The sequence below is a fragment of the Mesorhizobium sp. M0590 genome, assembly GCF_040320905.1.
Classification (GTDB): Bacteria; Pseudomonadota; Alphaproteobacteria; order Rhizobiales; family Rhizobiaceae; genus Mesorhizobium.
In genome coordinates, this window is sequence record NZ_JAMYQN010000010.1 from 184295 (window position 1) to 206606 (window position 22312).

The window sequence follows — 22312 nt, forward strand, 5'->3', positions numbered from 1 at the left end:
CGATCCTCCGCTTCGTGGCATCCCCTATTGGACGCGCTCGATGCCTTCATTGACGAGTTCGATCGATTCGATCAGCACCTCGTTGCCTTTGCCGTTGAGGCCGCTCACCGTATATTTGGACGGCCATGCATCGGTGATCACGAACCGTGCCTTGTCGGCGCCCGCCTCGTCCTGGACGATGATCGTGACCAGCTTTCTGTTGGTCTGGATCTGGCCCGCAATGATGGCGTCATGCCAGGACTCAAGCTCGGTTGAGTCCGTCATACCCCACTTCAGCGTCACAGTGCCGAATTTGGTCAGCCCGCTGAGTTTGCGCACGTAGTTCGGCTCGCTGCCGTCACGATAGTCGACGACATCGCTTGCCGTCTCACCGATCGCGACCTCGCTGAAATTGGCTTGTGTGATGCCGCCGATCTCGAGCCGAAAGCGAAAGTTTCGTAATGGGTCCTTGCGTGCCATGGTTCATCCCTCCTCAGCGTTGGGCTTCGGCTGTTTGCTGGAACACGCGGAAGATGACGAATTCCGCCGGCCGGACCGGAGCGATGCCGATTTCGCAAATCAGGCGGCCATTGAGAATGTCATCCTGAGACATCGTGGTGCGATCGCAGGTGATGAAGAACGCCTCCTCCTCGGTCCTGCCGAACAGGGCGCCTTCCCGCCATTGCGCCCGCAGAAAGATGCGCAGCGTGTCCTTCACTCTCGCCCACAGGCGATCGTCGTTAGGCTCGAACACAACCCATTGAGTTCCCTCGTAAATCGATCTTTCGAGGAAAATGAAAAGCCGCCTCACTGAAACGTATTTCCAGAGCGTGTTGGACGACATGGTGCGGGCGCCCCAGACGCGGATGCCGCGTCCGGCGAATCGCCGGATGGCGTTGACGCCGCGCGGATTGAGCGTCTCCTGTGCCCGGTCATTAATGTCGAAGCGAAGGTCGACCGCGCCTCGGACGATCTCATTGGCCGGTGCTTTGAACACGCCACGCTCGGTATCGGTCCTGGCGTAAATGCCGAGCGCATAGCCGCCAGGCGGCACCATCTTCATTGCTCCGGTCTGCGGGTCCGCGATTTTGATCCACGGATAGTAGAACGCGGAATAGGAACTGTCGGTCAGCGTTGTGCGCGGATCGAGTTCGGGGCTGGCGATGTCGCTCTGGTTGGGCACGGAGTCGACGACAGCAAAGCGAAAGCGGTTAAGCTCGCAATGCGTGATGACCGCCTGAGCAATGAGATCAGGAGCAGGCCCATGGAATGGCGCGTGGACAAGAGCCACCTCTCGGTAGGGATCGAGCGTCAGTGCGCTCAACCCCTGCGGCTCGTCACGCTGTCCGGGAACCGGCTCGCCCTGGAAGTCGTCGACACCAAGCTCTTGTCCGTCGTCACCACCCCCGCCCAGCATACCTACTTCGAACGCCGGTAGGGTCTCCTCGTCGTTGTCGGGTCCTTTGAGCGTTATGAGCGGCGAGTTGTCGTCAAGCCGTTTCTCGTAAAAATCCGGCGACGTCCGCTCGAGTACGAGGTCGTCGAAATCCTCCATTATTGTCGGGCGCGGAAGAATGGAGCGGTTGTCAGAATCGAAGGGATCGAAAGGATCGAAACCGTCCGGCACCGATGCCCAGTACGCGCTCCGCACGCGAAAGCCAACCGGAGTCTTGTTGCCGTCTTTCACCCGCTCGGTCGTGCTTGCAGAAATGCGGATCCAGATGCGGTTGCCCCATTCGCCCGCGCCGACGGCCCGGGCGACAAAGACGCCGAATTCGCGCTCGGCCGACAACGCGCCTTGCCCGACAACACGGCATGCGAACATTCGTCGGCCGCCATTTTCGAAAAACCCATTGACGGCGTATGGCATGTAGCGGTCACGGTTGCCGAACACATCGCCGAACCAGCGCTTGTAGTCGCCGTAGCTGGTGATCGCGCGGGGTTTGGTAGACCCCCGCTCGGTCTCGCCAAGGAAGGCGGCCGTGCTTGTCGGCACGCCCTCGATCGGGCGCGGCCCGCGTTCGATTTCTTCGACATATACGCCTGGAGCAAGATATTCTGGCATTGCCATTTCTCCTGAATTTGAGGAAGCCGTCGACAGGGCTTTGACGCCTCAGTCGGCTAACAGGGCTTTGGAGTTACGGACGCGCTGAGGCAGGCCGCGATGTTTTCGGAGAGCAATTTCTTCGCACCGATGAGGCGCTTCTCAGACCCGGGGAAATCGTCTGGCCAGTCCTCGAACTTTCTGATCGTCGCGGCGTAGTCGACTTTCGCAATGCTGAACCGCATCCATGCGCAGTCGAGTTCATGACCGTAGGACTCCGGCTTTACGAGCCATGGCACCGCATGCGGCAGCGTTTCGGCATCTGGTGGTGGCGGCTGCGTCTGCTCATGATCCTCGACAGTCTGCGCGCCTTCTTCCTCGCCTTCTTCCTCGCCTTCCTCTTCGGCCTTGCCGGCGACGACTGACACCTTGCAGAGGTCCTTGGGTGCTTGGTTCTTGGCGAAATCCATGCGAGCCTCGAGCCCCTCGGGCGTCAGGCTCCCATGTGCTGGCAGAACCTCGAACCAAAACGGGTAGAGGGCAGTGACCGGCGCGGTGCCCTGAAGCAGTTTCTGAACATCGACAACCGCCTTGTCGACGGCTGTCAGGGCCGCATCGGCTTTGGTTCCGTTCGCAGTCAGCGTGTCGAGATACAACTTGGTCTCATCGGCCGTGGCTTTGGCCGCATCGCGTTTGCGCTCATTGCCGCCTTTGGCGGCCTTCCGACGCTTGGCGATCGCTGCTTCCTGAGCGTCGATCTCCGCACGCGCCGGACAAGCGCACGATTGAATGAGGTCTTTCCATTTCGGGAACATGCCCTTCAGCGATGTGTGCAGCCGTTCGATCTTCTCGTTCTGCTCGCACCAGCGTTTCTTTCTTCCGTCGTAGAGTTTTTCGTACTCGGCAGCCGCCTTGTTCTTCTTGTCGACAAGGGCGTCCAGTTCCTTCTTCAACGGCGGAAGTTGTTGGGCCTCGTAATCCGCGATCGCCTTGTCGACTATGCTCTTCTGGTCGTCGATTGGTCTGCAGTCTTCCATCGTCGCATCCCCCTCCTCGGGTTTCACAGCTCAGTTTGCCGGCCATGCCAGGTTGACGTCCTGCTCGAACAGGCGGCCCGCCGTGATCTTCTCGATAGCCTTGTCCTCGACCCAGCGGTTTCCCGGCACGATCCATGTCGGCATGCCGGCGCGAGTCACTTGCAGGCGCACCGTCAGCAACCCGTTGCGCACGGCGACCTTTGCGTCGTCGGCGGGCAGGCGAATGAACGTGGCGAACTGCCCAAAGCCATCGGTGCGGGCCTCGCCGGGCAGCGGCTCGTGGCCAGCGGCCGGGGCGGCTGGCTTCCAATTCACGTCGTCATACTGCCAGGCGAGTTGGACGATCGCGTCCCTGATCGGGTTCGCATCGCGGGCCATGCCGTCCTTCAGCGCGCCGCGCACCGCCGTGGTTCCCTCGCCGAACGGATAAGCGGCGGTGGGCCTGAGCAACGCCGTGAACAGGCGCTTTCTTGCCGGAATGGGATCGTCGGCGGGTTGCGGGGTATCGATCACCGCATCCTCGAAAGGTGGCGGATTGGGCCTGTCGTCCGGCCTCACCCTGACCCTGGCTGGCCAGTCATTGCGCGGCTCCAGCCAAACGAACTTGCCCGAGTGGTTGATCACCGGCGGCCCGTTGATCACCTTGTCGTTGGCGTCCAACGGTTCGACTTTGATGCGATCGTAGAGTGTCGATCCCGAAACGCTGTCGATCACTTCGATCGCAAAGAGGGCCCGGCGCGTCGGCGAAGCGTTTTTTTCGAGTTCGCTCAGCATCAGGCACGCTCCACGATCGGTACCGGTCGCGGCAGATATTTTTCGTGCACCACGGGTGTTCCCGTTTCGCGTGGGTGTTCGGGGTCGATCCAGACCGGTGACGCCAGGTAGACCACCGAGGTCCGGTAATTCACCGCCGGGAACAGCGACCAGATACGTGCCATCTCCTCTGTCGAGACGGTATCGAGCGAAAGATGGACAATCTCGCCGTCGACAAGGAGGCCGAAACGGCCGGACGCTGCGTTCAACACCTGCAGCGCCTTCCCGAGGTCGACCGTTCCCTGCCATTCACGTTCGGGCTTCGATGGCCGGACGCAGAGCAGAAAATGAACGTCGAGCGGTATCGCCTCGTCGAAAATCTTATCGCGGACGATGGGTACGCCATGCCCATCGTCGACTAGCGCCGGCACCCGATGTTCACTGTTGCGCATGTCGGCGTTGACGCTCACCCTGTAGGGGAACAGTATCAGGTGCCTCGTCGGCTCAATGTCATCGCCAATATCCAGCGGCCCGAAATGCACGGCGACTTTCGTCGCCGCAATCCGTTTCACGATCTCCTCACCGACGAGTTGGATGGCGTTGTTGTTCATGGCCCGGTCACGCCACCTGCCGGAGATTTCTGTGACGGAGCGCTTCGATTTCATCGATCTCGCGCACGGCCGACATCTGACCCACCTTGACAAGTTCAGCCCGTGTCGCGGCGAGGACGTGCCGCATGGTGATCTCGGACGAATTGTCCGCAGCCGCGGAAAATGCCGCACGCACCGTGATCTGCCTGATGTTGCCCCCAGTCACTTCGACCCGCCGCGCGAGGAAACCGAAATCGACATCGGCCGCGACCGGCGCCATCCTTGGTAGACATTTGCTCCAGATCTGCTCGCGCCCTTCGGCATCGGGATTGGGGAACTCGACGACGAAGCGGAAGCGACGCAGAAAGGCCTGGTCAATGTTCTGGCGAAAATTGGTGGTGAGAATCACCAGGCCCGAATAGGCCTCGATGCGTTGCAAGAGGTAGGCGACGTCGATATTGGCATAGCGGTCGTGCGCGTCCTTGATCTCGCTGCGCTTACCTAGAATTGAGTCAGCCTCATCGCAGACCAAAACTGCATGCGACCGCTCAGCGTCGGTGAAGACTGCGTCAACGTTCTTCGCCGTCTCGCCGATGAACTTACTTTCGAGGAGCGACAAGTCCGCCTGGTAGACATCGGTGTCTAGCGCATGTGCGATCGCGTGCGCGGCGGTGGTCTTGCCGGTGCCGCTTGGCCCATGAAACAGGGCCGCGATGCCGCGTCCGCTTGGCATGTTGGCGGCAAAACCCCAGTCGTTCATCACCCTCGGGGCATGCACGACATTGCCGACAAGCTCGCGCAACTGCTTGTGCCATTCGGCCGGAAGCACCACGTCGTCGAGCGTGAAGGTGGGCACGATGCGCTTGGCGAAGCGCGGCATGTCCGGGCTTGCGACATGCCGACATGCGGCCGCGACAGCGTCGTATTGCGCATCCGGCGTCCTGTCGCCTGCCCCCTGCAAAGCCGCGAGCCGAACCGCATCCTCGATGCTCCCGAGCGCCATAGGAAAGGAATGACCAAGCCGCACACATGAATCAGCCGACAATGCCAGGCCGAACTGGGCTGCTGCGGTTGCATATGTTGCCACCGTCGCCGGCGTAGCCGGCGCGTCACGCTCGAATACCGCGACGACCTGCGCGTGCAACAGACCGATGCAGCGCCTGGCATCGCTGGTAATCAGGACGGTGCCTTGCGGCAAGAATCGCGTCACCCCCGCCAGCGTCGCCATTGCTGCATCACGATCGACGGGAGCGTCGTCGATCTCGGCGTCGATGACAGGGCTTGCACCGAGTAGTATCGCCGCACGGGCAATGCGAGCCGCGATCCCCGCCGCTTCCCCGGGCAGTCCGGAAGCCAGCGCCTGGAGCGAAACGCGCAACAGCGGCGGCCCGCCCCGCGATGCGGCAAGCTCTGTCAGCGCGCGCCAGCCGTCGCCGTCAGCACCACCGAGAACGAACCAACGACCATGCTGGTCGCTCGACGCAAGTCCGGCCGCCATGCTGTCTGCGAAGGCGATGTCGAGAGGATCGGTCAGCAGGTCAGCGCCGCGCCATGTCTCGGCTCGGCTTGCGGCGCGCACCGCCGCATCGTTGAGCAACGCGTTCGGATCGCCCAGCAACCATTGGGCAACGCTCGGATCGACGCGCAGCACGTCGTCGCCACGCGGCAGCAGCGCACCGCAATCGAGCAGTTGCCAGCGCGCCAGTCCACCTGCACGTGCCAGCGCGGCGCGCACGGCGAGCGGCTCGCCCAGCATGCTGCAGGCGAGCGCCAGCGTTGGGCCGCGGCGCGTCATGTCGTCATTGAAGGAACCGATGACCCGGTGATACCTGACGTCAAGATCCGGCGCGAGGCAAAGCAGCAATATTTTGATTTCGGTATCCGACAGACCCAGTCGCCGGCGGATGCGCACAAGCGGCTCGTCATTATGTCCGGTAGAGTCGAGGGCGACGAACAGGCGCTCGGCCACGTCAAGGGTCGCGTCGTCCGCCGGATAATCCGCCGCAAGCGCCAGTTCGATCGACGCGTTGGCTCGTGATAAGCCCGCAACCTCGCCATCAGCGATGGGGAACCGCCGGTTGTATTGGCGTAGCACGGCACTGATCCATTCGACAGCAAGATCCATCACCTCACTTCGCGCCGGAATCGGTACAAAGCCGCAGTCGTCCTCGAATCGGCCCGACATGCCTGCGACCGCTTGGTACTCAACCGCGCGAAGAGCGCCGCTGCCGCGGTCCCTCGCTAGGGCTATCAACGTCGACAGCAACTGGTCGACTCCCACGCTCTTCAGATTGAAGCGTACGGCGTCCGAGCCGATGACAATGTGCGAAATGACAATGCCCGCGTGCCGGCCGAGCAGATCATCGAGAGCGACGGCGCCCATGTCCCCGACGACGATCAGCACGTCAATGTCGTGCGCCGCTACGCCCAGCGCCGTCTCTATCGACGCGAGGTCCCAAACGTCGTCGCCGACAAGCTCGAACTCGGGCGACTTCGTCAGCGCGTCGGCGATCAAGGCGGCGAGAAGATCGCTGCGCGATTGGGCAAGAGCTACTCGAAGAGCGTTCATCGACAACCAGCGACTTTGAGATCGCTAACAGAGTGCAGGGTCCTTCTGTGGGTTTGTATCCTTCTCGCCAGCCGACATGTGGATCACAGGACGAACCCAGGATGCCAATCGTTTCCTGATCTTGTGGACGCCTGCTGCATCGACCATTTCTGGATCGAAAGATTGTCCGCGGCGGCCATCCACGGATTTACGACGTGGTGCCTAACTGCGCAGCAACGACCCGCGATCGTGCCGGCACTGCGTTTGACAACGCATCAATACCGCAAGGCCGCAAAGAGGCAGATGCTGGCGGTAAGAACGTGACGACAAACAGGCCAACGCGTAGCAATCTGCTCAAATGGCACCGCGCACGCACGGAAAAGCGGTGCTCGCGCTAGACTAGGCCGGCGAAAGCTACCGTCACACCAGGCGAGCGACAGACGGCCAATGATAGATGGGGCGGGGAACGTCCGAGAGAGATTGGCGGCTGACGCCTGCAAAAGACGCCTCAAGAGACCCGTCGGCGACGGCATTCAGTTCACCGACCGGAGCTGCGATCGGCATCCCTTCAGCACATCTTCGACGGCGTCTGCGACGAACAGAGCATCGAGCAGCCAGACTGGATCATCCTAGGTTTGCAGTCTGGCCTGACACGGGATGGCAAGCTCCTCGTCATGAGTTGCGCTATCAAGTTCATCGGACGTCCACCGACGAGCTACCTGACATTTTGGGATGTGACTGATGCGGTGGTTCGTTGGTTCTCGCACTGACAGCGGGCGGAAGGCGGCGGCTGGCGGTCGGCCTCACGGATGGTGATTGGGACAGCAACTCACGTCATGTGCGCGACCTAGTGGAACTCTGGGAAGTAGCGCGTCTATGCCGTCAAGTAAGCAAGGCAGGCGCCGGCAACGAGGTGACCTCACTGTCCTTCACCGAAGACGGGAGCCGATTGGCAGTTTTGACACTACCGGCAATTATGGAGCGCGAGCGCGCGACTGGGATATCAAGTGGGATGATTGTGCATCAGACCTGCAACTTTCGATAGCTTGTTGATAATAATCAGCGCGGCATTGTGCCAGAAAGGGAACATCCGCGTGTTTCAATCAGCCGAATTCCCACAGATTGCTCCCGGCTCGCGAAAAAAATGTGCTGGCGGCCCAACCTTGAGTGTGTTCGACTATCACTCTTCTTCCCGATGAGTTCGGTTGTTGATGCAAGGAGAGGTCGGCATGTCCGAGAGTGAATCGGAACGTCGTGACGTGTTCTGGAAGATGTATCAAGAGCACTGCACTCAAGGGCGCCACCATGAAACCCAGCGTTCGACAGTCGCGACGGCGCTTATTGCAATTGCAGCCGCAAGCATCGGCTTCATAACACTCGATAGAGGGTTGACGAGAATAGATATGCCGCTGACGCTATTCATGGTCGGCGTCGGCGTATTCGGAGCCGCATTCTCGGCTAAACACTATGAGCGCTTCTCATTGCACATGGAGCGTGGGCGAGCATACCGCGACGAACTGGATAGCTTGCTTAAGAGTGCGCCGATAAAAAGATTGAAGAATCTCGCGGACAAAGAACACACTCAGCATTTCCCTCGACTTGAAAACCTGCGGCTTAACGCATTCTGGCTGATAATGTATCTATTCCTCTGCGGTTTGGGAGTGGTTTTGACGGGTCTTGCTTTTATGGATGCAATACCGCCACCCAAGCTGTGACATGAAAGCCACCCAACCGTCGGTGCCGTAAACGCTGGCACCAGTCCTTATGCTGACCCAGATGTAGAACCCGCCGCATCAGAAAACGGCGGTAAGCTAACTTCCGCGGTACTGCATTAGGTACTGCATCGCCAACCTAACCCCCTTAAGCCATTATTTTTATTAATATTTCGGCCTCTGTCCGTCCCCTCCATCATCGGCGCCACGGCAACTTTGTGGCGTAACATATTCATTTTACTATTTTTTCTGTCTCAGTCCGTCCGATACTCCGTTCGAATGACAGAGCAATTTGGCAAGAGATGCACACCTAACTGACCCGATATACGATTTTGCCGCCGCAACTGAAAGCAAATTGGCATGTCACACATGTCACTGTACGCACCAGTTAGATGCCTGCCGTGGAACGATGGACCGCCGGCGGCATACCAGTCAGCCAAGGCGAAGCGTGTTGCGGGCGATCTGCCACGCGGATTCGACATGCCGCCGCGCCGCCTCCTCCGCCTCGTCCGGCTTGCGCGACCGGATTGCATCCATGATTTCGGTCATTTCGGCGATCGCCGGCTCGCGGCGGTTCTCCGACGCGATCGTCATTGAGCGGAGCTGGTTGATGCGGACATTCAGCCCCGTCACGATTTCCCAGGCAATGCGCTTGTCCGCCGCCTCGAACAGCGTTTCGTAGAACTTGGTCGTTGCCCGCATCACCTCGACAGGCGCACCGGACGCCCACGCCTCAAGCAGGTTCGTCAAGGCGGCATCGAGCGAGGCGATCTGCGCGTCCGTGGCTGTCAGGGCGCAAGCCCGCGCCGCGATGCCCTCGAGCAGCGCCCGCAATTCATAGATTTCGTCGGTGCGGCCGAGATCCGGTTTGGCCACGGCGGGTCCGTGGCCCGGTATCATCTGCACCAGGCCTTCCGCCTCCAGCTGCCGCAGCACCTCGCGCACGACGGAACGGCTTACCCCGAGCTGATCGCATAGCGGCCGCTCGACCAGCCTTTCACCAGGCTGGAAATGGAAGCCCATGATCGCCTCACGCATGCGCTCCAGCGCCAGCGTCCTCAGCGTCTTGGCAGAGCGGTCGATCCGCAGCGTATCGCCTGACATTTTCTCTCCCTACCCCGATCCGGCCACAAAACAGATTCCATAGCCGATTGACAAGGCTTCTGGTGCTCCATAGTATGGTATACCATAAGATGATGTAAAGATTTCGGCGTTGCACAGCGCCGTGGCGACCGAGGACTTTCATGAAACCAGCCATTCGAAAGATCGTCACGTACATCGAGAACACGTTAATCGAGGGCGGCAAGGAAGCCCCAAAACCGCTGCGTCTGATCGGTGTCGCGGCTGTGCTGACAAATCCCTGGGCCGGCCGCGGTTTCACCGACGACCTGTCGCCGGAGATCCGCGCTATTGCTCCCGTCCTCGGTGAACTGCTGACCCGCGAGATTATCGCCGTCGCCGGTTCCGGCGAGGCGATAGAGGGTTATGGCAAGGCCGCGGTCTGCGGCACGGCGGGCGAGATCGAGCATGCATCGGCGCTGATCCATACGCTGCATTTCGGCAACCATTACCGTCGCGCCGTCGGCGCCAAGACCTATCTCGCCTTCACCAATCTGCGCGGAGGGCCGAACACCCCGATCATGATCCCGCTGATGGACAAGAACGACGAAGGCCGCCGCTCCCACTATCTGACCGTACATTTCCAAATCGGCGACGCGCCAGCGCCCGATGAGCTGGTAGTGGCGCTTGGCGCTTCGATTGGTGGCCGCCCGCACCATCGTATCGGCGACCGCTATCAGGACCTCAAGGAGGTCGGAGACCTGCATGGCTGACGTCGCTGCCACCGCATGGGTCCGGGACACGGCTCCGGACGGCACCGGCTTCATCCGCGCCGGCTCCGGCGCGCCGGTTCTGCTCATTCACGGTGTCGGCATGAACGCCGCGATCTGGCACGATCAGATCGCGGCGATGAAAGACCATCATGACCTGATCGCCATCGACATGCTCGGCCACGGCGTTTCACCGCTGCCGCCGGAAGAAGCCAGCCTGTCGGATTTCGCCGATCAGGCGGTTCGCCTGCTCGACCATCTTGGCGTGGCGTCGGTGTCGATCGTCGGCCATTCGATGGGCGCGCTGGTCGCACTGGAAATCGCCCTTCGCGCCCCTTTGCGCGTTCGCGCCATCGTGTGCCTCAACGCGGTGTTCCGCCGCCCCGCGGCCTTGACGCAGGCCGTGCGCGAGCGGGCGGCCGCGCTTGGCCCTCGTGGCAACCCTTCCGCCATTGCGGCTACGCTTGCCCGCTGGTTCGGCGACCCGCTGCCGGCGAACCTTATCGGGGCGGCCACCACAGCGCGCGCCGCCCTTGAAAGGGTCGAACCCGAAGGCTACGCGCGCACCTATCGCCTCTTTGCCCGTGCCGATGCCGAGCATGCCGATGCTCTCCCCGGTCTTGCCGCACCAGCCCTGTTCATGACCGGGTCGCAAGACAGCAATTCGACCCCGGCCATGTCGGCGGCGATGGCGAGGCTTGCGCCGCACGGTCAATGCCTCGTGCTCAATGGAGAAAGGCACATGATGGCAATGGCTTCACCTGAAAAAGTGACCAAACACATCATGGAATTTCTCGACACGGAAGGAGACGCTGGCGTGAAGCCGGAGACGGATGCAGTCTTTGACAGCGGCGAATTCCGGCGCGCACTCGGCTCGTTCCTGACCGGCGTCACCATCGTCACCACGATCAGCGCGGAAGGCGAACCGCGCGGCTTCACCGCCAACTCCTTCACCTCGGTCTCGCTCGAGCCGCCGCTGGTGCTTGTCTGCATCGCCAAGAGGGCGCTGGGGCACAGTGCTTTTTCGACGTCGAGAGGTTTCGCCATCAACATCCTGTCAGAGGACCAGAAGGCCCATTCCGGCATCTTCGCTTCCAAAGCAGCGGACAAGTTCGCGGCCGTGAGCTGGCAACCGGGCCGAACCGGCAATCCGCTGATCGACGGCTCCGTTGCGATGTTCGATTGCGGCATGGAGCAGCTGGTCGATGCTGGCGATCACTCGATCCTCATCGGCCGCGTCCGCGACTTCAGCCACAACGGAGCCCAGCCCCTCGGTTATTGCAGAGGCACCTACGTCACGCCTGGCCTCAGCCAGGAGGCGCTGGCGGCGGCGCCCCCCGATACGGAGGTCGGCGCCATTCTCGAGAACGAGGGCCGTGTGCTGTTCGTCGAAACGGCCGACGGGATTTGTGAATTGCCTGCGGGGCGCGGACTGGGCACGCCCAACGATGCGCGCAGCCTCAAGGGGCGCCTTGCCGCCAGGGCCATAGACGCCCAGCTCGGCTTCCTGTTCGCGGTGTGGGACGATGCCGCCGAACCCTGGCGCACGCATGTTTATTATCGCGGAACGGTCGAGGGATCCAATTCCGACGATCGCCAGATGCGGCTTGTCGACATCGAGAAGATCGCGGATCTGAAGATCGCCGATCCCGCAGTGCGTTCGATGCTTGCCCGCTATGCGCGCGAACGTACGGAAGATGCATTCGGCGTCTATGTCGGCAACGAGGTCGAAGGCGAAGTCCGGCCGCTCGCCAAGCCCTCGCCTTCTCAAATTCCTCTTTCCGGCCGCGGGTGAAACCGATGAAGTTTTCGCTTTTCGTGCACATGGAGCGATCGGATCTGACAAAGCCGCATTCCGAGCTTGTCGGCGAGCTGGAGGAGCTGGTTCTGCAGGCGGAAGAGGCAGGATTCGAGACTGCCTGGATCGGCGAGCATCACGGGATGGAATTCACCATCTCGCCGAACCCGTTCATCAACATCGCCTGGCTCGCCGCCAAAACCAGGCGCATCCGGCTCGGAACAGGAACCATCGTCGCGCCGTTCTGGCACCCGATCAAGCTTGCCGGCGAAGCAGCGATGGCCGACGTCGTCACCGGCGGCCGTCTCGACATCGGCATTGCGCGCGGCGCCTACGCTTACGAATACCAGCGACTTTTCCCAGGCCTCGAGGCCTGGGGTGCCGGCCAGCGTATGCGCGAGATGGTGCCGGCGATCCGGGGCCTTTGGGATGGTGATTTCGAACTCGCCGGCGAGTTCTGGTCGTTTCCTTCAACCACCTCGTCGCCCAAGCCGCTGCAAAAGCCTTATCCGCCGATCTGGGTGGCCGCACGCGATCCGAACTCGCACGACTTTGCGGTTTCCAGCAAATGCAACGTCCAGGTGACGCCGCTTGCCTCCGGCGATGGCGAAGTGGCCAGCCTGATGGAGCGTTTCAATGCAGCGTGTAATGCCCACTCCGACGTACCAAGGCCGGAGATCATGCTGCTGATGCATACTTTCGTCGCCGAGGATGCCGCGGAGGCTGACCGGCTCGCGCAGGATCTATCGCAGTTCTACTGCCAGTTCGGCGCCTGGTTCCAGAACAAGAAGCCGGTGCACCAGGGCATAATGGAGGCGCTGACCGAAGACGAGATCGCGGCCATGCCGCAATATGCGCCTGACAAGATCAAGCAGAACCTGGTCATTGGCGAAGCCGACGAGGTGATCGCCAGGCTGAAGGCCTACGAAGCGCTCGGCTACGATCAGTATTCGATCTGGATCGACAGCGGCCTTTCCCATCGGCGCAAGAAGAAATCGCTGCAGCTCTTCATCGACAGGGTGATGCCGGCCTTTTCCGAGCCGAAAGCTGGATTGCGATGAGCACCACTCAATTCAGGAACTATATTGACGGCAGCTTCGTCGAAGTGGCGGCGACCTTCGACAGCATCGATCCCTCGACGGGCGCGCCATGGGCGAAGATGCCCGCTGCATCGTCTGATGACGTCGACCGCGCCGTCGAAGCTGCTCACCGGGCGCTTGGCTCCGGCACGTGGCCGGCAATGACGGCAACGGCACGCGGCAAGCTTCTGGTGCGGCTCGGCGATCTGGTGGTCGCCAATGCCGACCGGCTGGCGGAACTCGAGACACGCGATACCGGCAAGATCATCCGCGAGACCCGCGCCCAAATCGCCTATGTCGGCGACTATTACCGCTATTATGGCGGGCTGGCCGACAAGCACGAGGGCTCGTTTGTCCCCATCGATAAGGCCGACATGGAAGTGACCATCCGGCCGGAGCCAATTGGCGTCGTCGCCGCCATTGTGCCGTGGAACTCGCAGCTCTTCCTGTCCGCCGTCAAGCTCGGGCCGGCGCTGGCGGCCGGCTGCACCATCGTTCTGAAAGCATCGGAAGACGGCCCTGCCCCGTTGCTGGCCTTCGCCGAACTCGTCCATGAGGCGGGATTTCCCGCCGGGACCGTGAACATCCTGACCGGCTTCGGCCACGATTGCGGTCACCGGCTGACCAGTCATCCGCTCGTCGCCCGCGTCGCCTTCACCGGCGGTCCCTCGACCGCTCGGCAGATCGTCAGGAATACGGCGGAAAACCTCGCCTTCACGACGCTCGAGCTCGGCGGCAAAAGCCCGGTCGTGGTGTTTGCCGATGCCGATCTGGACAGCGCCGCCAACGCGGTCGTTGCCGGCATCTTCGCTGCCACCGGCCAGAGCTGCGTCGCCGGCTCGCGGCTGCTGGTCCAGCGCTCCGTCAAGGACGAATTCCTCGCCCGGCTCAAGCGCAAGGCCGAGGCGATCAGGATTGGCGATCCGCAGGATCCCGCGATCGAAATGGGACCGCTCGCCACCTCGCGCCAGCGCGAATGGATAGAGAAGATCATTGCTGAAAGCCTGGCCGCGGGCGGGCAACTGGTCACCGGCGGCATTCGCCCCGCGGGCATGGCGGACGGCTTCTATTACGCGCCGACGATTATCGACGCGCCTGATCAGACCCTTGCCTGCGTGCGCGAAGAGCTCTTCGGCCCGGTGCTCTGTGTGCTAGCCTTCGACGGCGAAGCTGAAGCGCTTTCGCTCGCCAACGACACGAAGTTCGGTCTGGCGTCCGGCGTGTTCACCACCAATCTGGCAAAAGCCCACCGCATGGCGCGCGGCATCCATGCCGGCGTGGTCTGGATCAACACCTATCGGGCGGTCTCGCCGCTGGTTCCGTTTGGCGGCTACGGCCAATCCGGGCTCGGCCGCGAAGGGGGCCTCGATGCGATCCGCGACTACACGCGTTCGAAATCGGTGTGGATACGCACCTCCGACGACCCGATTCCCGATCCTTTTGTCATGCGGTAGCCGCCGCTGGCCGGAGATGCGCGATCAAGGCGAAAACGACCGATCGCGAACAGACAACAACGAAAACAACAGAGGAGAACGACATGAAACTGATCATCACCGGCTTCCTTGCCGGATTTATTGCAACGACAGTTCTGGCAACGACGGCCGCAAAGGCCGAGGACATGGTGTTCACCAGCTGGGGCGGGACGACCCAGGAAGCGCAGACCAAATCCTGGGCCGAGCCGTTCACCGCTGCATCCGGCATCAAGGTCATGCAGGACGGCCCGACCGACTACGGCAAGCTGAAGGCGATGATCGACAGCGGCAGTGTCAACTGGGACGTCGTCGACGTCGAGATGGATTTCGCCATCAAGGCGGCCAAGGACGGTCTGCTCGAGCCGATCGACTTCAAGACCGTGCCGAAGGCCGACCTCGATCCGCGCTTCACCACCGATCACGCCGTCGGCAGTTTCTACTATTCCTTCGTGCTCGCCTGGAACAAGGGCGCCGTTTCGGGTGAACCGGCCGGCTGGGCCGACATGTTCGACCTGACGAAGTTCCCGGGCAAGCGGACCTTCTACAAATGGTCGGCGCCCGGTGTCATCGAGATCGCGCTGCTGGCCGATGGTGTTCCGGCGGACAAGCTCTATCCGCTGGATCTCGATCGCGCCTTCAAGAAACTCGACACCATCAAGTCGGACATCGTCTGGTGGGGCGGCGGGGCGGAGTCGCAGCAATTGATCGCATCCGGCGAAGCAACGTTCGGCCAGCTGTGGAACGGCCGCGTCTTCGCACTGGACAAGGATGGCGCCGATGTCGGCGTCTCCTGGAACCAGAACCTGACCGCAGCCGACGTTCTGGTGGTACCGAAGGGTGCCAAGAACAAGGATACGGCGATGAAATTCCTCGCCGCGGCGAGCAGCCCCGCCGGTCAGGCCAAATTTGCCGAAGCCAGCGGTTATGCGCCGATCAACACCAAGGCCAAGGCAGAGATGCCGACCGATGCCGTGAAATCGCTGCCGGACGCTCATGTCGACGGACAGATCAATCTCGACATGAACTACTGGGCCGCCAATCGCGACACCATCGCCGCGCGCTGGTATGCCTGGCAGGCGAAATAAGCCCGCTCTTGAACCGCAATGGACGAGACGGTTCGCGCCGTCTCGTCCCGTAGCCGGGTCGCTGTCATGTCGGTCGAAACACGCCGGAACTTTGGAACGGTGCGGGTGCCGGCAGGTCTCAATGGCCTGCTGCCGGCCCTGATTCTGATTATGCTGTTCTTCATCGTCCCCGTGCTGGCGCTGCTTTTGCGCAGTGTCACGGAGCCCGAGCCAGGCTTGCAGAACTATGCTGCCCTGCTTGGTGACGGCACCTATGCGCGGGTGTTCTTCAACACATTCCTGGTCGCGGCGTTGGTCACCATCGTCACGGTCCTTGTCGCCTTTCCGGTCGCCTGGATGCTGGCGATCATGCCTTCGGGACTGGCCTCGATCATCTTCGGCATCATCATTCTGTCGATGTGGACGAACCTGCTCACCCGCACCTATGCCTGGATGGTGCTCCTGCAGCGTACCGGCGTGATCAACCGGACGCTGATGACCATCGGCGTCATCGACCAGCCGCTGCCGCTCATCAACAATCTCACCGGCGTCACTATCGGCATGGTCTATATCATGCTGCCCTTCATGATTCTGCCGCTGGTCGGCACGTTACGGGCGATCGATCCGATGACGCTGCGTGCGGCGTCGCTGTGCGGCGCAAGCCCTTTCCAGGCGTTCCACCGCATCCTCGTGCCGCTGTCGCTGCCCGGTGTCGCGGCCGGCGGCCTGATGGTCTTCGTCATGTCGCTCGGCTACTTCGTAACGCCGGCACTGCTCGGCGGCACGTCGAACATGATGCTTGCCGAAATGATCGCGCAGATGGTCCAGTCGCTGCTCAACTGGGGGCTCGGCAGCGCCGCTGCCTTCATCCTGCTTGTCGTCACCATGGTTCTCTACGCACTGCAGCTGCGCCTTGTCGGTGCCAGGCGCACGAGCGGAGGCATCTGAGATGCTGCTCGACTATGACCGCATGGGTTGGCTGCGGGTTGCCCTGCTCGGCTTCACCGCGCTGGTCGCTGGCTTTCTTCTGTTGCCGGTGGTCTTCATTGTCCTGCTCTCCTTCGGCTCGTCGCGCTGGCTGGCTTTTCCGCCGCCCAGCTGGACGCTCAAATGGTACCAGGAGCTTTTTGCCGATCCGGCCTGGCTCGACGCCGCGCTGACCAGCGCTCGGATCGCCACCATGACGGCGATCCTGGCAGTAGCGATCGGCCTGCTCGCCTCCTTTGCCCTGGTTCGCGGAAGGTTTGCCGGACGTGAGATCCTGCGCGGCCTGCTGCTGACGCCGATGGTGCTGCCCGTCGTTGTCTTCGCCATCGCCATCTACGCCTTCTTCCTTCGCCTTGGCCTCGGCGGCACCACCATCGGCTTCGTCATCGCCCACACCGTGCTGGCGCTGCCCTTCGCCATCATTCCGATCGCCACCGCGCTCGAAGGGTTCGACAAGTCGATCGAGGACGCGGCAATCGTCTGCGGGGCAAGCCCGCTCGAGGCCAGGCTCAGGATCACCTTGCCGTCGATCCGGATCGGCATCTTCTCCGCCGCGATCTTTTCCTTCCTCGCCTCGTGGGACGAAGTCGTGGTGGCGATCTTCATGGCCAGCCCCAGCTTGCAAACCTTGCCCGTCAAGATCTGGGGCAGTCTGCGGTCGGACCTCAGTCCGGTGATCGCCGCTGCCTCCAGCCTGCTGGTCGGGCTGACGCTTGCCCTGATGGTGATGACGGCGCTGCTGCAGCGAAAGTTCCGGACATGACCCACCCTTTCCTCTCCATCCGCAATCTGCGCAAGGCGTTCGGGGCGATCGTCGCCGTGCACGACGTCACGCTGGACATTCCCAGGGGCGAGTTCCTGACCTTCCTCGGGCCCTCCGGTTCGGGAAAATCGACGACGCTCTACGCGATCGCCGGCTTTCAGGACCCGACTTCCGGCGATGTCTTGCTGGAAGGAAAGTCGCTGCTTGCAGTGCCTTCGCACAAGCGCAACATCGGCATGGTCTTCCAGCGCTACACGCTGTTTCCGCATCTGACGGTGGCCGAAAACGTCGCTTTTCCGCTGCGGGTTCGCCGCCGGCCGGACGCCGAGGTGAAGAAAAAGGTCGCCGACATGCTGGCCCTGGTGCGGCTCGAAAGCTTTGCCGGACGCTTACCCGGTGCGCTGTCGGGCGGCCAGCAACAGCGCGTCGCGCTGGCCCGGGCGCTGGCCTACGATCCTCCGATCCTTTTGATGGACGAGCCATTGTCGGCGCTCGACAAGAAGCTGCGCGAGGAAATCCAGGGCGAAATCCGCCGCATCCATCGCCAGACCGGCGTCACCATTCTCTACGTCACCCACGATCAGGAAGAGGCGCTGCATCTGTCGGACCGAATCGCCCTGTTCAAGGATGGCCGCATCGAGCAGACCGGCACCGGCGAGGATCTCTATCTCAGGCCGGCGACCGATTTCGTCGCCGGCTTCATCGGCAATTCGAATTTCCTCGCCGCCGAACATCTCGGCACCACCAACGGCACGACAACGATCCGCATGACAGACGGTTCGGTCATATCCGGAGTCAGGGCCAACGGCACGTTCGGCAAAGGCCAGAAGACCAAGCTGATGATCCGGCCCGAAGCCTTTAGCATGGAGCGGAGCCCGGCGAGCGCGGAACTGAATGTCGAGATCGTCGACATCGCATTTTACGGCGAGCGCCGGCGGATCGTCGCGCGCATCGCCGCTGGACAGGAGGTTGACATCAGGCCGACCTCCGCCGCCATGCAATCGCAGGATGTGTGGCCCTGCAGCCGGCAGGTCTTTTTCGATCCCGCTGCTGCATTCCTGTTTCCGGCCTGACTAAGCCGCGGTGGATCGCCGCCCTTCAACGCTTCGCAGCGATGGAAGCGTGCTTGGGACAAGCTGTGGTTAGGTCCATCATCAGCTTCGGTCAGCAAGCGCGCAACGTGATCGACGCTGCAGTCGGCTGATTGGATGGCGGGCGCAACTCCTGTACCCATTGACAGTCGTCATGCTCGGTTGGAAGATGAAGAAGGTCCGCGGCGATAGCCATACGGGAAGGCAATGGTCCAACCGCCAGATACCGGACACCATCCTGGCAGCGTCGTCGCGGTCATCGTCATTTGTTTGATCATCGTTGCTTTGTTCTTCATAGGCTTCAGATACTCAAGGCCAGGCCAGGGTACCCTCGTTATTCCTGGCGGTACGCTGCAGCAACCGTGAATCCGACCCCTTGGCGCTGACGCGGAGCCGTTCTCAGGCCAAAGTGCCCCGGCGGGACTGGTGGACGCCGCAGAATGGGCCGGCGGTTCGCAGCCGGTCTTTTGCTTCCCGCCGCGGCATTCCTTTCCCACCTAAACAACCGAGCCTGACCGTGTGAGGTCGACCATACTAGGAGACGACGAGCGCTCAGCCACTAGGCACTAGACGGCCCTGATCAGCCGGAGCAGAGAAAGCGCTTCGAAAAAGGTCCCCTTGCGAAAGGCAAGATAGGTCGGCTCTTCGACACCATGGAACCGGCGCTTGAAGGCCGCCTGCCCCTGCAGATTGAAGCGGGTGCGATTGACCCAGGGGGAGTCATAGGCACGCTGGAAGGCGTGCCGCCAGAAATCGCTTTCGGCAAACCCGCTAGGTCCGATTTCGACAAGCGGCGACAGGCCTAGGGTGACGACGGAAACACCTTCATCGCGAAAGCGGTCGACCGCGAATTTGGTCAGGCCGATCTCGGCATGCGCCGAGGCATCGATGTGCTTGCGCTTGAACGAGGTGGTGTAGCCGATGACCTTGCCGTCGCTGAACAGCGGATCGAAATCCAGCAAGGCCACGAGCTCCCCATCCGGACCGTGCAGGACGAAACGGCGCATATCGACGCCAAGGTGATCGGCAAACGGCCTGTTGAGAAATCTCATCTCCCAGCGCTTGACGATGCGGTCGCCCCGCCAATTCTGGGAGAGCCTGGCAATCTCGTCGAGGAAGACAGTCCCGTTGTCCTCCGCGAAGGAAAAACCCTTCTTCAAGAGCCAGCGTTCGGAATAGCGCACTGTCTCATTGCGCTTTCCGGAAAAGTCGTGTCTGGGCAGGACAAGCCTGGTGTCGACGCCGAGGCGGTTGACCTGATAGCCAAGCCCGGCAAGCACGCGCGCCGTCTGGTCGCCGATCTGCACGAACCACGGGCTGCCGGCAACCTCGATGAAACGTCTGATATAGTCGCGCCGATCGGCCGGGGCAGCCACTGGATCACCGAGCGCGAAATGATGTCGCGTTTTGCTGCCGTAAGCGATGTAGCCCTGGGCATCGCCGAAGTAGTGAAGCCCCTTCTGCACGGCGGTCGAATAGGCAAGGGAAAAATCACCATGGCGACGGACCAGCGCCAGGCGCTCGACATGGTTCAGCTGCAGCCGCGGTATTTTAGGCCCGCGGTTCTCCAGGAAACGATCGAGGCGTCTTCGCAGTGACGGCATGGTCGACTTTCGCGTGCCGGCTAGGCCGATGAAAGAGCTGACGGACCCAAAAAACCGATCATATTGCCGCGAGCTGATCCTTATCTCAGCGCGGCATGTTTACCCGGCCGGAGCCGCCAGATTCGTAGGCGCAATCTGCCCCGGTCCCGCCCCCAGGCGGCAACACGCATTGTTGTCGACGCCCCGCGCCTGACGGCTGGTTGCTGCGCCCTTGGCGACACGAAAATCAATGCCACTTTCGGAAGCGCCCAGGTCACCTGCCAAACACGATGTTCTTATCGAACGGCGCTCTGAGAAGATTCCGCTTGATCGGAAGCCAGGAACTCGTCGCGTTCTGCTATCCACAAATCGGCGTAGTCGACATTCTGCCATTCGGCAAACCACGGGCCGCCGCTGGTATAGTGGACCGCCTTAGGTGTGCCGACTGCAGGCTTTTCATTCCAACCTTCGAGCCAATTCCACTCTACCGGCAATGAGCCCAAATCTTTGTCGGCAACCCACTGCATTCGGTGAAGATAGGCGCCACTTTCCTGATTCACGACCTCTGGCGTGAGCGATCTGACCGAAGGATGCGCGCAATTGAACAGCATCAGCGACGACCAGTTTTTCCGAGGATAGGACGTCTGGACCACACCATCCATCTTGGTTGTGGCCTTCGGCGTATAGTCATGCTGGACGCAATAGACCGCCTTGTCCGAGTCCGTATATTTCAGCAGGCCTGCGACGTCACCAAGCCACAGGAAATCGCAATCGCAAAACAGGGCCCAACCCGTGTAGTCGGCGAGAAAGGGCGTGAGGAAGCGCGTGTAGGTGAACTCCGTTGAGGCGAGCGGATCTTTTTCCCGCCAATATAGCCCGCGGGCACGCATCTCGTCCTGTTTGATCGGAATGACGGAGACAGGCGCCGACGCATGTTTGAGCAGCGAGTGTCGCGCGACGTCGTACGCGATCGGCTCACGGCTGTCCCATCCGATAAATACCCTAAACGCATCAGTCATATTCACTACCCTGGCTTTCGATTTTTACGGTCGTACACTAACTAGTTGGCGATGGCTCGGCAACAATTGCGGTCAACCAAGCCGGTTTCTCACAGATTTGTCCTGGCCTCAGCGTTGCTTTTTTGGGTGGACCGGGCCTCGCATTCCCAATGCGACACGGGCCCATTTCTGATAGGTGTAGCTGGCCGAATACGCGGCCACCATCGCACCAATGGAACCGTCCAGAAATCCCAGCCGGAAAATATAGCTGCGCACATAGGCCCAGACCGAGCGCAAAACCGCCTTGCCTATCGAGCTTTTTTTGCCCTCGGCAAGCAGTTGCGCGGCGGACGCTTCTGCGTACCGGCCGATCTTGTCGTGGGCATCTGCCAAGTCGGTAATGGAATCGTGCTCGATCGGCTGAGACAATCGGCTGACCTTCCCGTTCACCAATACCTTCTCGTGCACGGTGTCGTCGCTGAACCGCCCGGAGCGGCGACGGAAGAGCCTGAGCACCAGATCGGGCGACCAGCCGCTATGGCGGACAATGTGCCCGCAAAAGCGCGATCTTCTCGGTATTTCGAAGCCGTCATTGGCTTTTGGGTCGGCGATTGCGGCCCTTATTTCCGCGCCGAGCGGCGCCTCCACCCACTCATCGGCATCCAGCGAGAGGATCCAATCCCCCGTTGCCGCGGCCAGCGCACGGTTTTTTTGCGCACCAAAACCGGGCCAATCAACGGTCATCAGAACCTTTGCTCCCAGAGCACCGGCAATCTCCCTGGTTCTGTCGCTGCTGTTGTTGTCGAGAACGACGATCTCATCGGCAAAATGGACCGACCGAAGGCATTGCGCGATGGATGCCTCCTCGTTGCGGGTGATGATAATGACCGAGAGCGCCGGCACGGTCAGAATGCTCCGGCATCAAAGCTGCCACTGTCATTCGAATGCATCTGCAGCATCGGCTCCCGGCCCGTTAGCACACTGA

General features: G+C 61.5%; 19 protein-coding genes. 9 read left to right on the forward strand and 10 right to left on the reverse strand.

The window, feature by feature from the left end:
• Nucleotides 1-24: 24 nt before the first annotated feature.
• The 6 genes from NKI52_RS18585 to NKI52_RS18610 are packed head-to-tail and all read right to left on the reverse strand — an operon-like array spanning nucleotide 25 to nucleotide 6918.
• A complete protein-coding gene (locus NKI52_RS18585; RefSeq protein ID WP_352698972.1) occupies nucleotides 25-459 on the reverse strand; it encodes a phage tail protein in 435 nt (144 codons plus the stop codon).
• 13 nt (nucleotides 460-472) lie between these two features.
• A complete protein-coding gene (locus NKI52_RS18590) occupies nucleotides 473-2044 on the reverse strand; it encodes a phage tail sheath C-terminal domain-containing protein (RefSeq protein ID WP_352698974.1) in 1572 nt (523 codons plus the stop codon).
• Between the two features lie 56 nt (nucleotides 2045-2100).
• Nucleotides 2101-3060, reverse strand: coding sequence for a hypothetical protein (locus tag NKI52_RS18595; RefSeq protein WP_352698976.1), 960 nt, complete (start codon nucleotides 3058-3060; stop codon nucleotides 2101-2103).
• A 30-nt stretch (nucleotides 3061-3090) separates the two neighbouring features.
• Nucleotides 3091-3834, reverse strand: coding sequence for a hypothetical protein (locus NKI52_RS18600; RefSeq protein WP_352698978.1), 744 nt, complete (start codon nucleotides 3832-3834; stop codon nucleotides 3091-3093).
• Nucleotides 3834-4424 carry a Pvc16 family protein gene (locus tag NKI52_RS18605; protein ID WP_352698980.1) on the reverse strand — a complete coding sequence of 197 codons (591 nt, stop codon included), beginning with the start codon at nucleotides 4422-4424 and terminating at the stop codon, nucleotides 3834-3836. Before NKI52_RS18605 ends, NKI52_RS18600 begins: the two co-directional genes overlap by 1 nt.
• Before the next feature lie 7 nt (nucleotides 4425-4431).
• Nucleotides 4432-6918 (reverse strand): ATP-binding protein, encoded by a 2487-nt coding sequence (locus NKI52_RS18610; protein ID WP_352698982.1) that lies wholly within the window; start codon nucleotides 6916-6918, stop codon nucleotides 4432-4434.
• Between the two features lie 1262 nt (nucleotides 6919-8180).
• Here NKI52_RS18610 and NKI52_RS18615 point away from each other — a divergent pair.
• Nucleotides 8181-8666: a hypothetical protein gene (locus NKI52_RS18615; RefSeq protein WP_352698984.1), complete on the forward strand. Its 486-nt coding sequence runs from the start codon at nucleotides 8181-8183 to the stop codon at nucleotides 8664-8666.
• A gap of 429 nt (nucleotides 8667-9095) precedes the next feature.
• Here the strand turns inward: NKI52_RS18615 and NKI52_RS18620 are convergent, their stop codons facing one another.
• Complete coding sequence (locus NKI52_RS18620) at nucleotides 9096-9767, reverse strand: GntR family transcriptional regulator (RefSeq protein ID WP_023674997.1); 672 nt, start codon at nucleotides 9765-9767, stop codon at nucleotides 9096-9098.
• 140 nt (nucleotides 9768-9907) lie between these two features.
• Between NKI52_RS18620 and NKI52_RS18625 the strand changes: the two genes are divergently transcribed.
• From NKI52_RS18625 to NKI52_RS18660, 8 genes are all read left to right on the forward strand, one after another.
• On the forward strand, nucleotides 9908-10495 hold the full coding sequence (locus tag NKI52_RS18625; protein WP_023674996.1) for an amino acid synthesis family protein: 588 nt from the start codon (nucleotides 9908-9910) through the stop codon (nucleotides 10493-10495).
• On the forward strand, nucleotides 10488-12287 hold the full coding sequence (locus NKI52_RS18630) for an alpha/beta fold hydrolase (protein WP_352698986.1): 1800 nt from the start codon (nucleotides 10488-10490) through the stop codon (nucleotides 12285-12287). The genes NKI52_RS18625 and NKI52_RS18630 overlap by 8 nt, the downstream gene beginning before the upstream one ends.
• A gap of 5 nt (nucleotides 12288-12292) precedes the next feature.
• Nucleotides 12293-13351, forward strand: a complete 1059-nt coding sequence (locus NKI52_RS18635; RefSeq protein ID WP_352698988.1) for an LLM class flavin-dependent oxidoreductase — start codon at nucleotides 12293-12295, stop codon at nucleotides 13349-13351.
• Nucleotides 13348-14823, forward strand: a complete 1476-nt coding sequence (locus NKI52_RS18640) for an aldehyde dehydrogenase (protein WP_352698990.1) — start codon at nucleotides 13348-13350, stop codon at nucleotides 14821-14823. The genes NKI52_RS18635 and NKI52_RS18640 overlap by 4 nt, the downstream gene beginning before the upstream one ends.
• An 83-nt stretch (nucleotides 14824-14906) precedes the next feature.
• Complete coding sequence (locus NKI52_RS18645; protein WP_352698992.1) at nucleotides 14907-15926, forward strand: ABC transporter substrate-binding protein; 1020 nt, start codon at nucleotides 14907-14909, stop codon at nucleotides 15924-15926.
• Between the two features lie 66 nt (nucleotides 15927-15992).
• Nucleotides 15993-16853 (forward strand): ABC transporter permease, encoded by an 861-nt coding sequence (locus NKI52_RS18650; protein WP_352699033.1) that lies wholly within the window; start codon nucleotides 15993-15995, stop codon nucleotides 16851-16853.
• Between the two features lies 1 nt (nucleotide 16854).
• On the forward strand, nucleotides 16855-17655 hold the full coding sequence (locus NKI52_RS18655; protein ID WP_352698994.1) for an ABC transporter permease: 801 nt from the start codon (nucleotides 16855-16857) through the stop codon (nucleotides 17653-17655).
• The gene (locus NKI52_RS18660) at nucleotides 17652-18728 is read left to right on the forward strand and encodes an ABC transporter ATP-binding protein (RefSeq protein ID WP_352698996.1); all 1077 of its coding nucleotides are present in this window, start codon (nucleotides 17652-17654) and stop codon (nucleotides 18726-18728) included. The genes NKI52_RS18655 and NKI52_RS18660 overlap by 4 nt, the downstream gene beginning before the upstream one ends.
• 584 nt (nucleotides 18729-19312) lie before the next feature.
• Here NKI52_RS18660 and NKI52_RS18665 read toward each other — a convergent pair.
• The 3 genes from NKI52_RS18665 to NKI52_RS18675 all read right to left on the reverse strand — a co-directional run bounded on the left by NKI52_RS18665 (nucleotide 19313) and on the right by NKI52_RS18675 (nucleotide 22230).
• Nucleotides 19313-20350: a phosphatidylglycerol lysyltransferase domain-containing protein gene (locus tag NKI52_RS18665; protein WP_352698998.1), complete on the reverse strand. Its 1038-nt coding sequence runs from the start codon at nucleotides 20348-20350 to the stop codon at nucleotides 19313-19315.
• A gap of 275 nt (nucleotides 20351-20625) precedes the next feature.
• The gene (locus NKI52_RS18670) at nucleotides 20626-21348 is read right to left on the reverse strand and encodes a glycosyltransferase (protein WP_352448862.1); all 723 of its coding nucleotides are present in this window, start codon (nucleotides 21346-21348) and stop codon (nucleotides 20626-20628) included.
• 108 nt (nucleotides 21349-21456) lie between these two features.
• The gene (locus NKI52_RS18675; RefSeq protein ID WP_352471919.1) at nucleotides 21457-22230 is read right to left on the reverse strand and encodes a glycosyltransferase family 2 protein; all 774 of its coding nucleotides are present in this window, start codon (nucleotides 22228-22230) and stop codon (nucleotides 21457-21459) included.
• Between the last annotated feature and the right edge of the window lie 82 nt (nucleotides 22231-22312).

Excerpts from the sequence above, each read along its gene's own strand:
- NKI52_RS18650 (WP_352699033.1), top strand. The coding sequence starts at position 15,993 with ATGTCGGTCGAAACACGCCGGAACTTTGGAACGGTGCGGGTGCCGGCA.
- NKI52_RS18590 (WP_352698974.1), bottom strand. The coding sequence starts at position 2,044 with ATGCCAGAATATCTTGCTCCAGGCGTATATGTCGAAGAAATCGAACGC.
- NKI52_RS18635 (WP_352698988.1), top strand. The coding sequence starts at position 12,293 with ATGAAGTTTTCGCTTTTCGTGCACATGGAGCGATCGGATCTGACAAAG.
- NKI52_RS18625 (WP_023674996.1), top strand. The coding sequence starts at position 9,908 with ATGAAACCAGCCATTCGAAAGATCGTCACGTACATCGAGAACACGTTA.
- NKI52_RS18615 (WP_352698984.1), top strand. The coding sequence starts at position 8,181 with ATGTCCGAGAGTGAATCGGAACGTCGTGACGTGTTCTGGAAGATGTAT.
- NKI52_RS18670 (WP_352448862.1), bottom strand. The coding sequence starts at position 21,348 with ATGACTGATGCGTTTAGGGTATTTATCGGATGGGACAGCCGTGAGCCG.
- NKI52_RS18665 (WP_352698998.1), bottom strand. The coding sequence starts at position 20,350 with ATGCCGTCACTGCGAAGACGCCTCGATCGTTTCCTGGAGAACCGCGGG.
- NKI52_RS18655 (WP_352698994.1), top strand. The coding sequence starts at position 16,855 with ATGCTGCTCGACTATGACCGCATGGGTTGGCTGCGGGTTGCCCTGCTC.
- NKI52_RS18660 (WP_352698996.1), top strand. The coding sequence starts at position 17,652 with ATGACCCACCCTTTCCTCTCCATCCGCAATCTGCGCAAGGCGTTCGGG.
- NKI52_RS18645 (WP_352698992.1), top strand. The coding sequence starts at position 14,907 with ATGAAACTGATCATCACCGGCTTCCTTGCCGGATTTATTGCAACGACA.
- NKI52_RS18620 (WP_023674997.1), bottom strand. The coding sequence starts at position 9,767 with ATGTCAGGCGATACGCTGCGGATCGACCGCTCTGCCAAGACGCTGAGG.
- NKI52_RS18605 (WP_352698980.1), bottom strand. The coding sequence starts at position 4,424 with ATGAACAACAACGCCATCCAACTCGTCGGTGAGGAGATCGTGAAACGG.
- NKI52_RS18595 (WP_352698976.1), bottom strand. The coding sequence starts at position 3,060 with ATGGAAGACTGCAGACCAATCGACGACCAGAAGAGCATAGTCGACAAG.
- NKI52_RS18630 (WP_352698986.1), top strand. The coding sequence starts at position 10,488 with ATGGCTGACGTCGCTGCCACCGCATGGGTCCGGGACACGGCTCCGGAC.
- NKI52_RS18585 (WP_352698972.1), bottom strand. The coding sequence starts at position 459 with ATGGCACGCAAGGACCCATTACGAAACTTTCGCTTTCGGCTCGAGATC.
- NKI52_RS18640 (WP_352698990.1), top strand. The coding sequence starts at position 13,348 with ATGAGCACCACTCAATTCAGGAACTATATTGACGGCAGCTTCGTCGAA.
- NKI52_RS18600 (WP_352698978.1), bottom strand. The coding sequence starts at position 3,834 with ATGCTGAGCGAACTCGAAAAAAACGCTTCGCCGACGCGCCGGGCCCTC.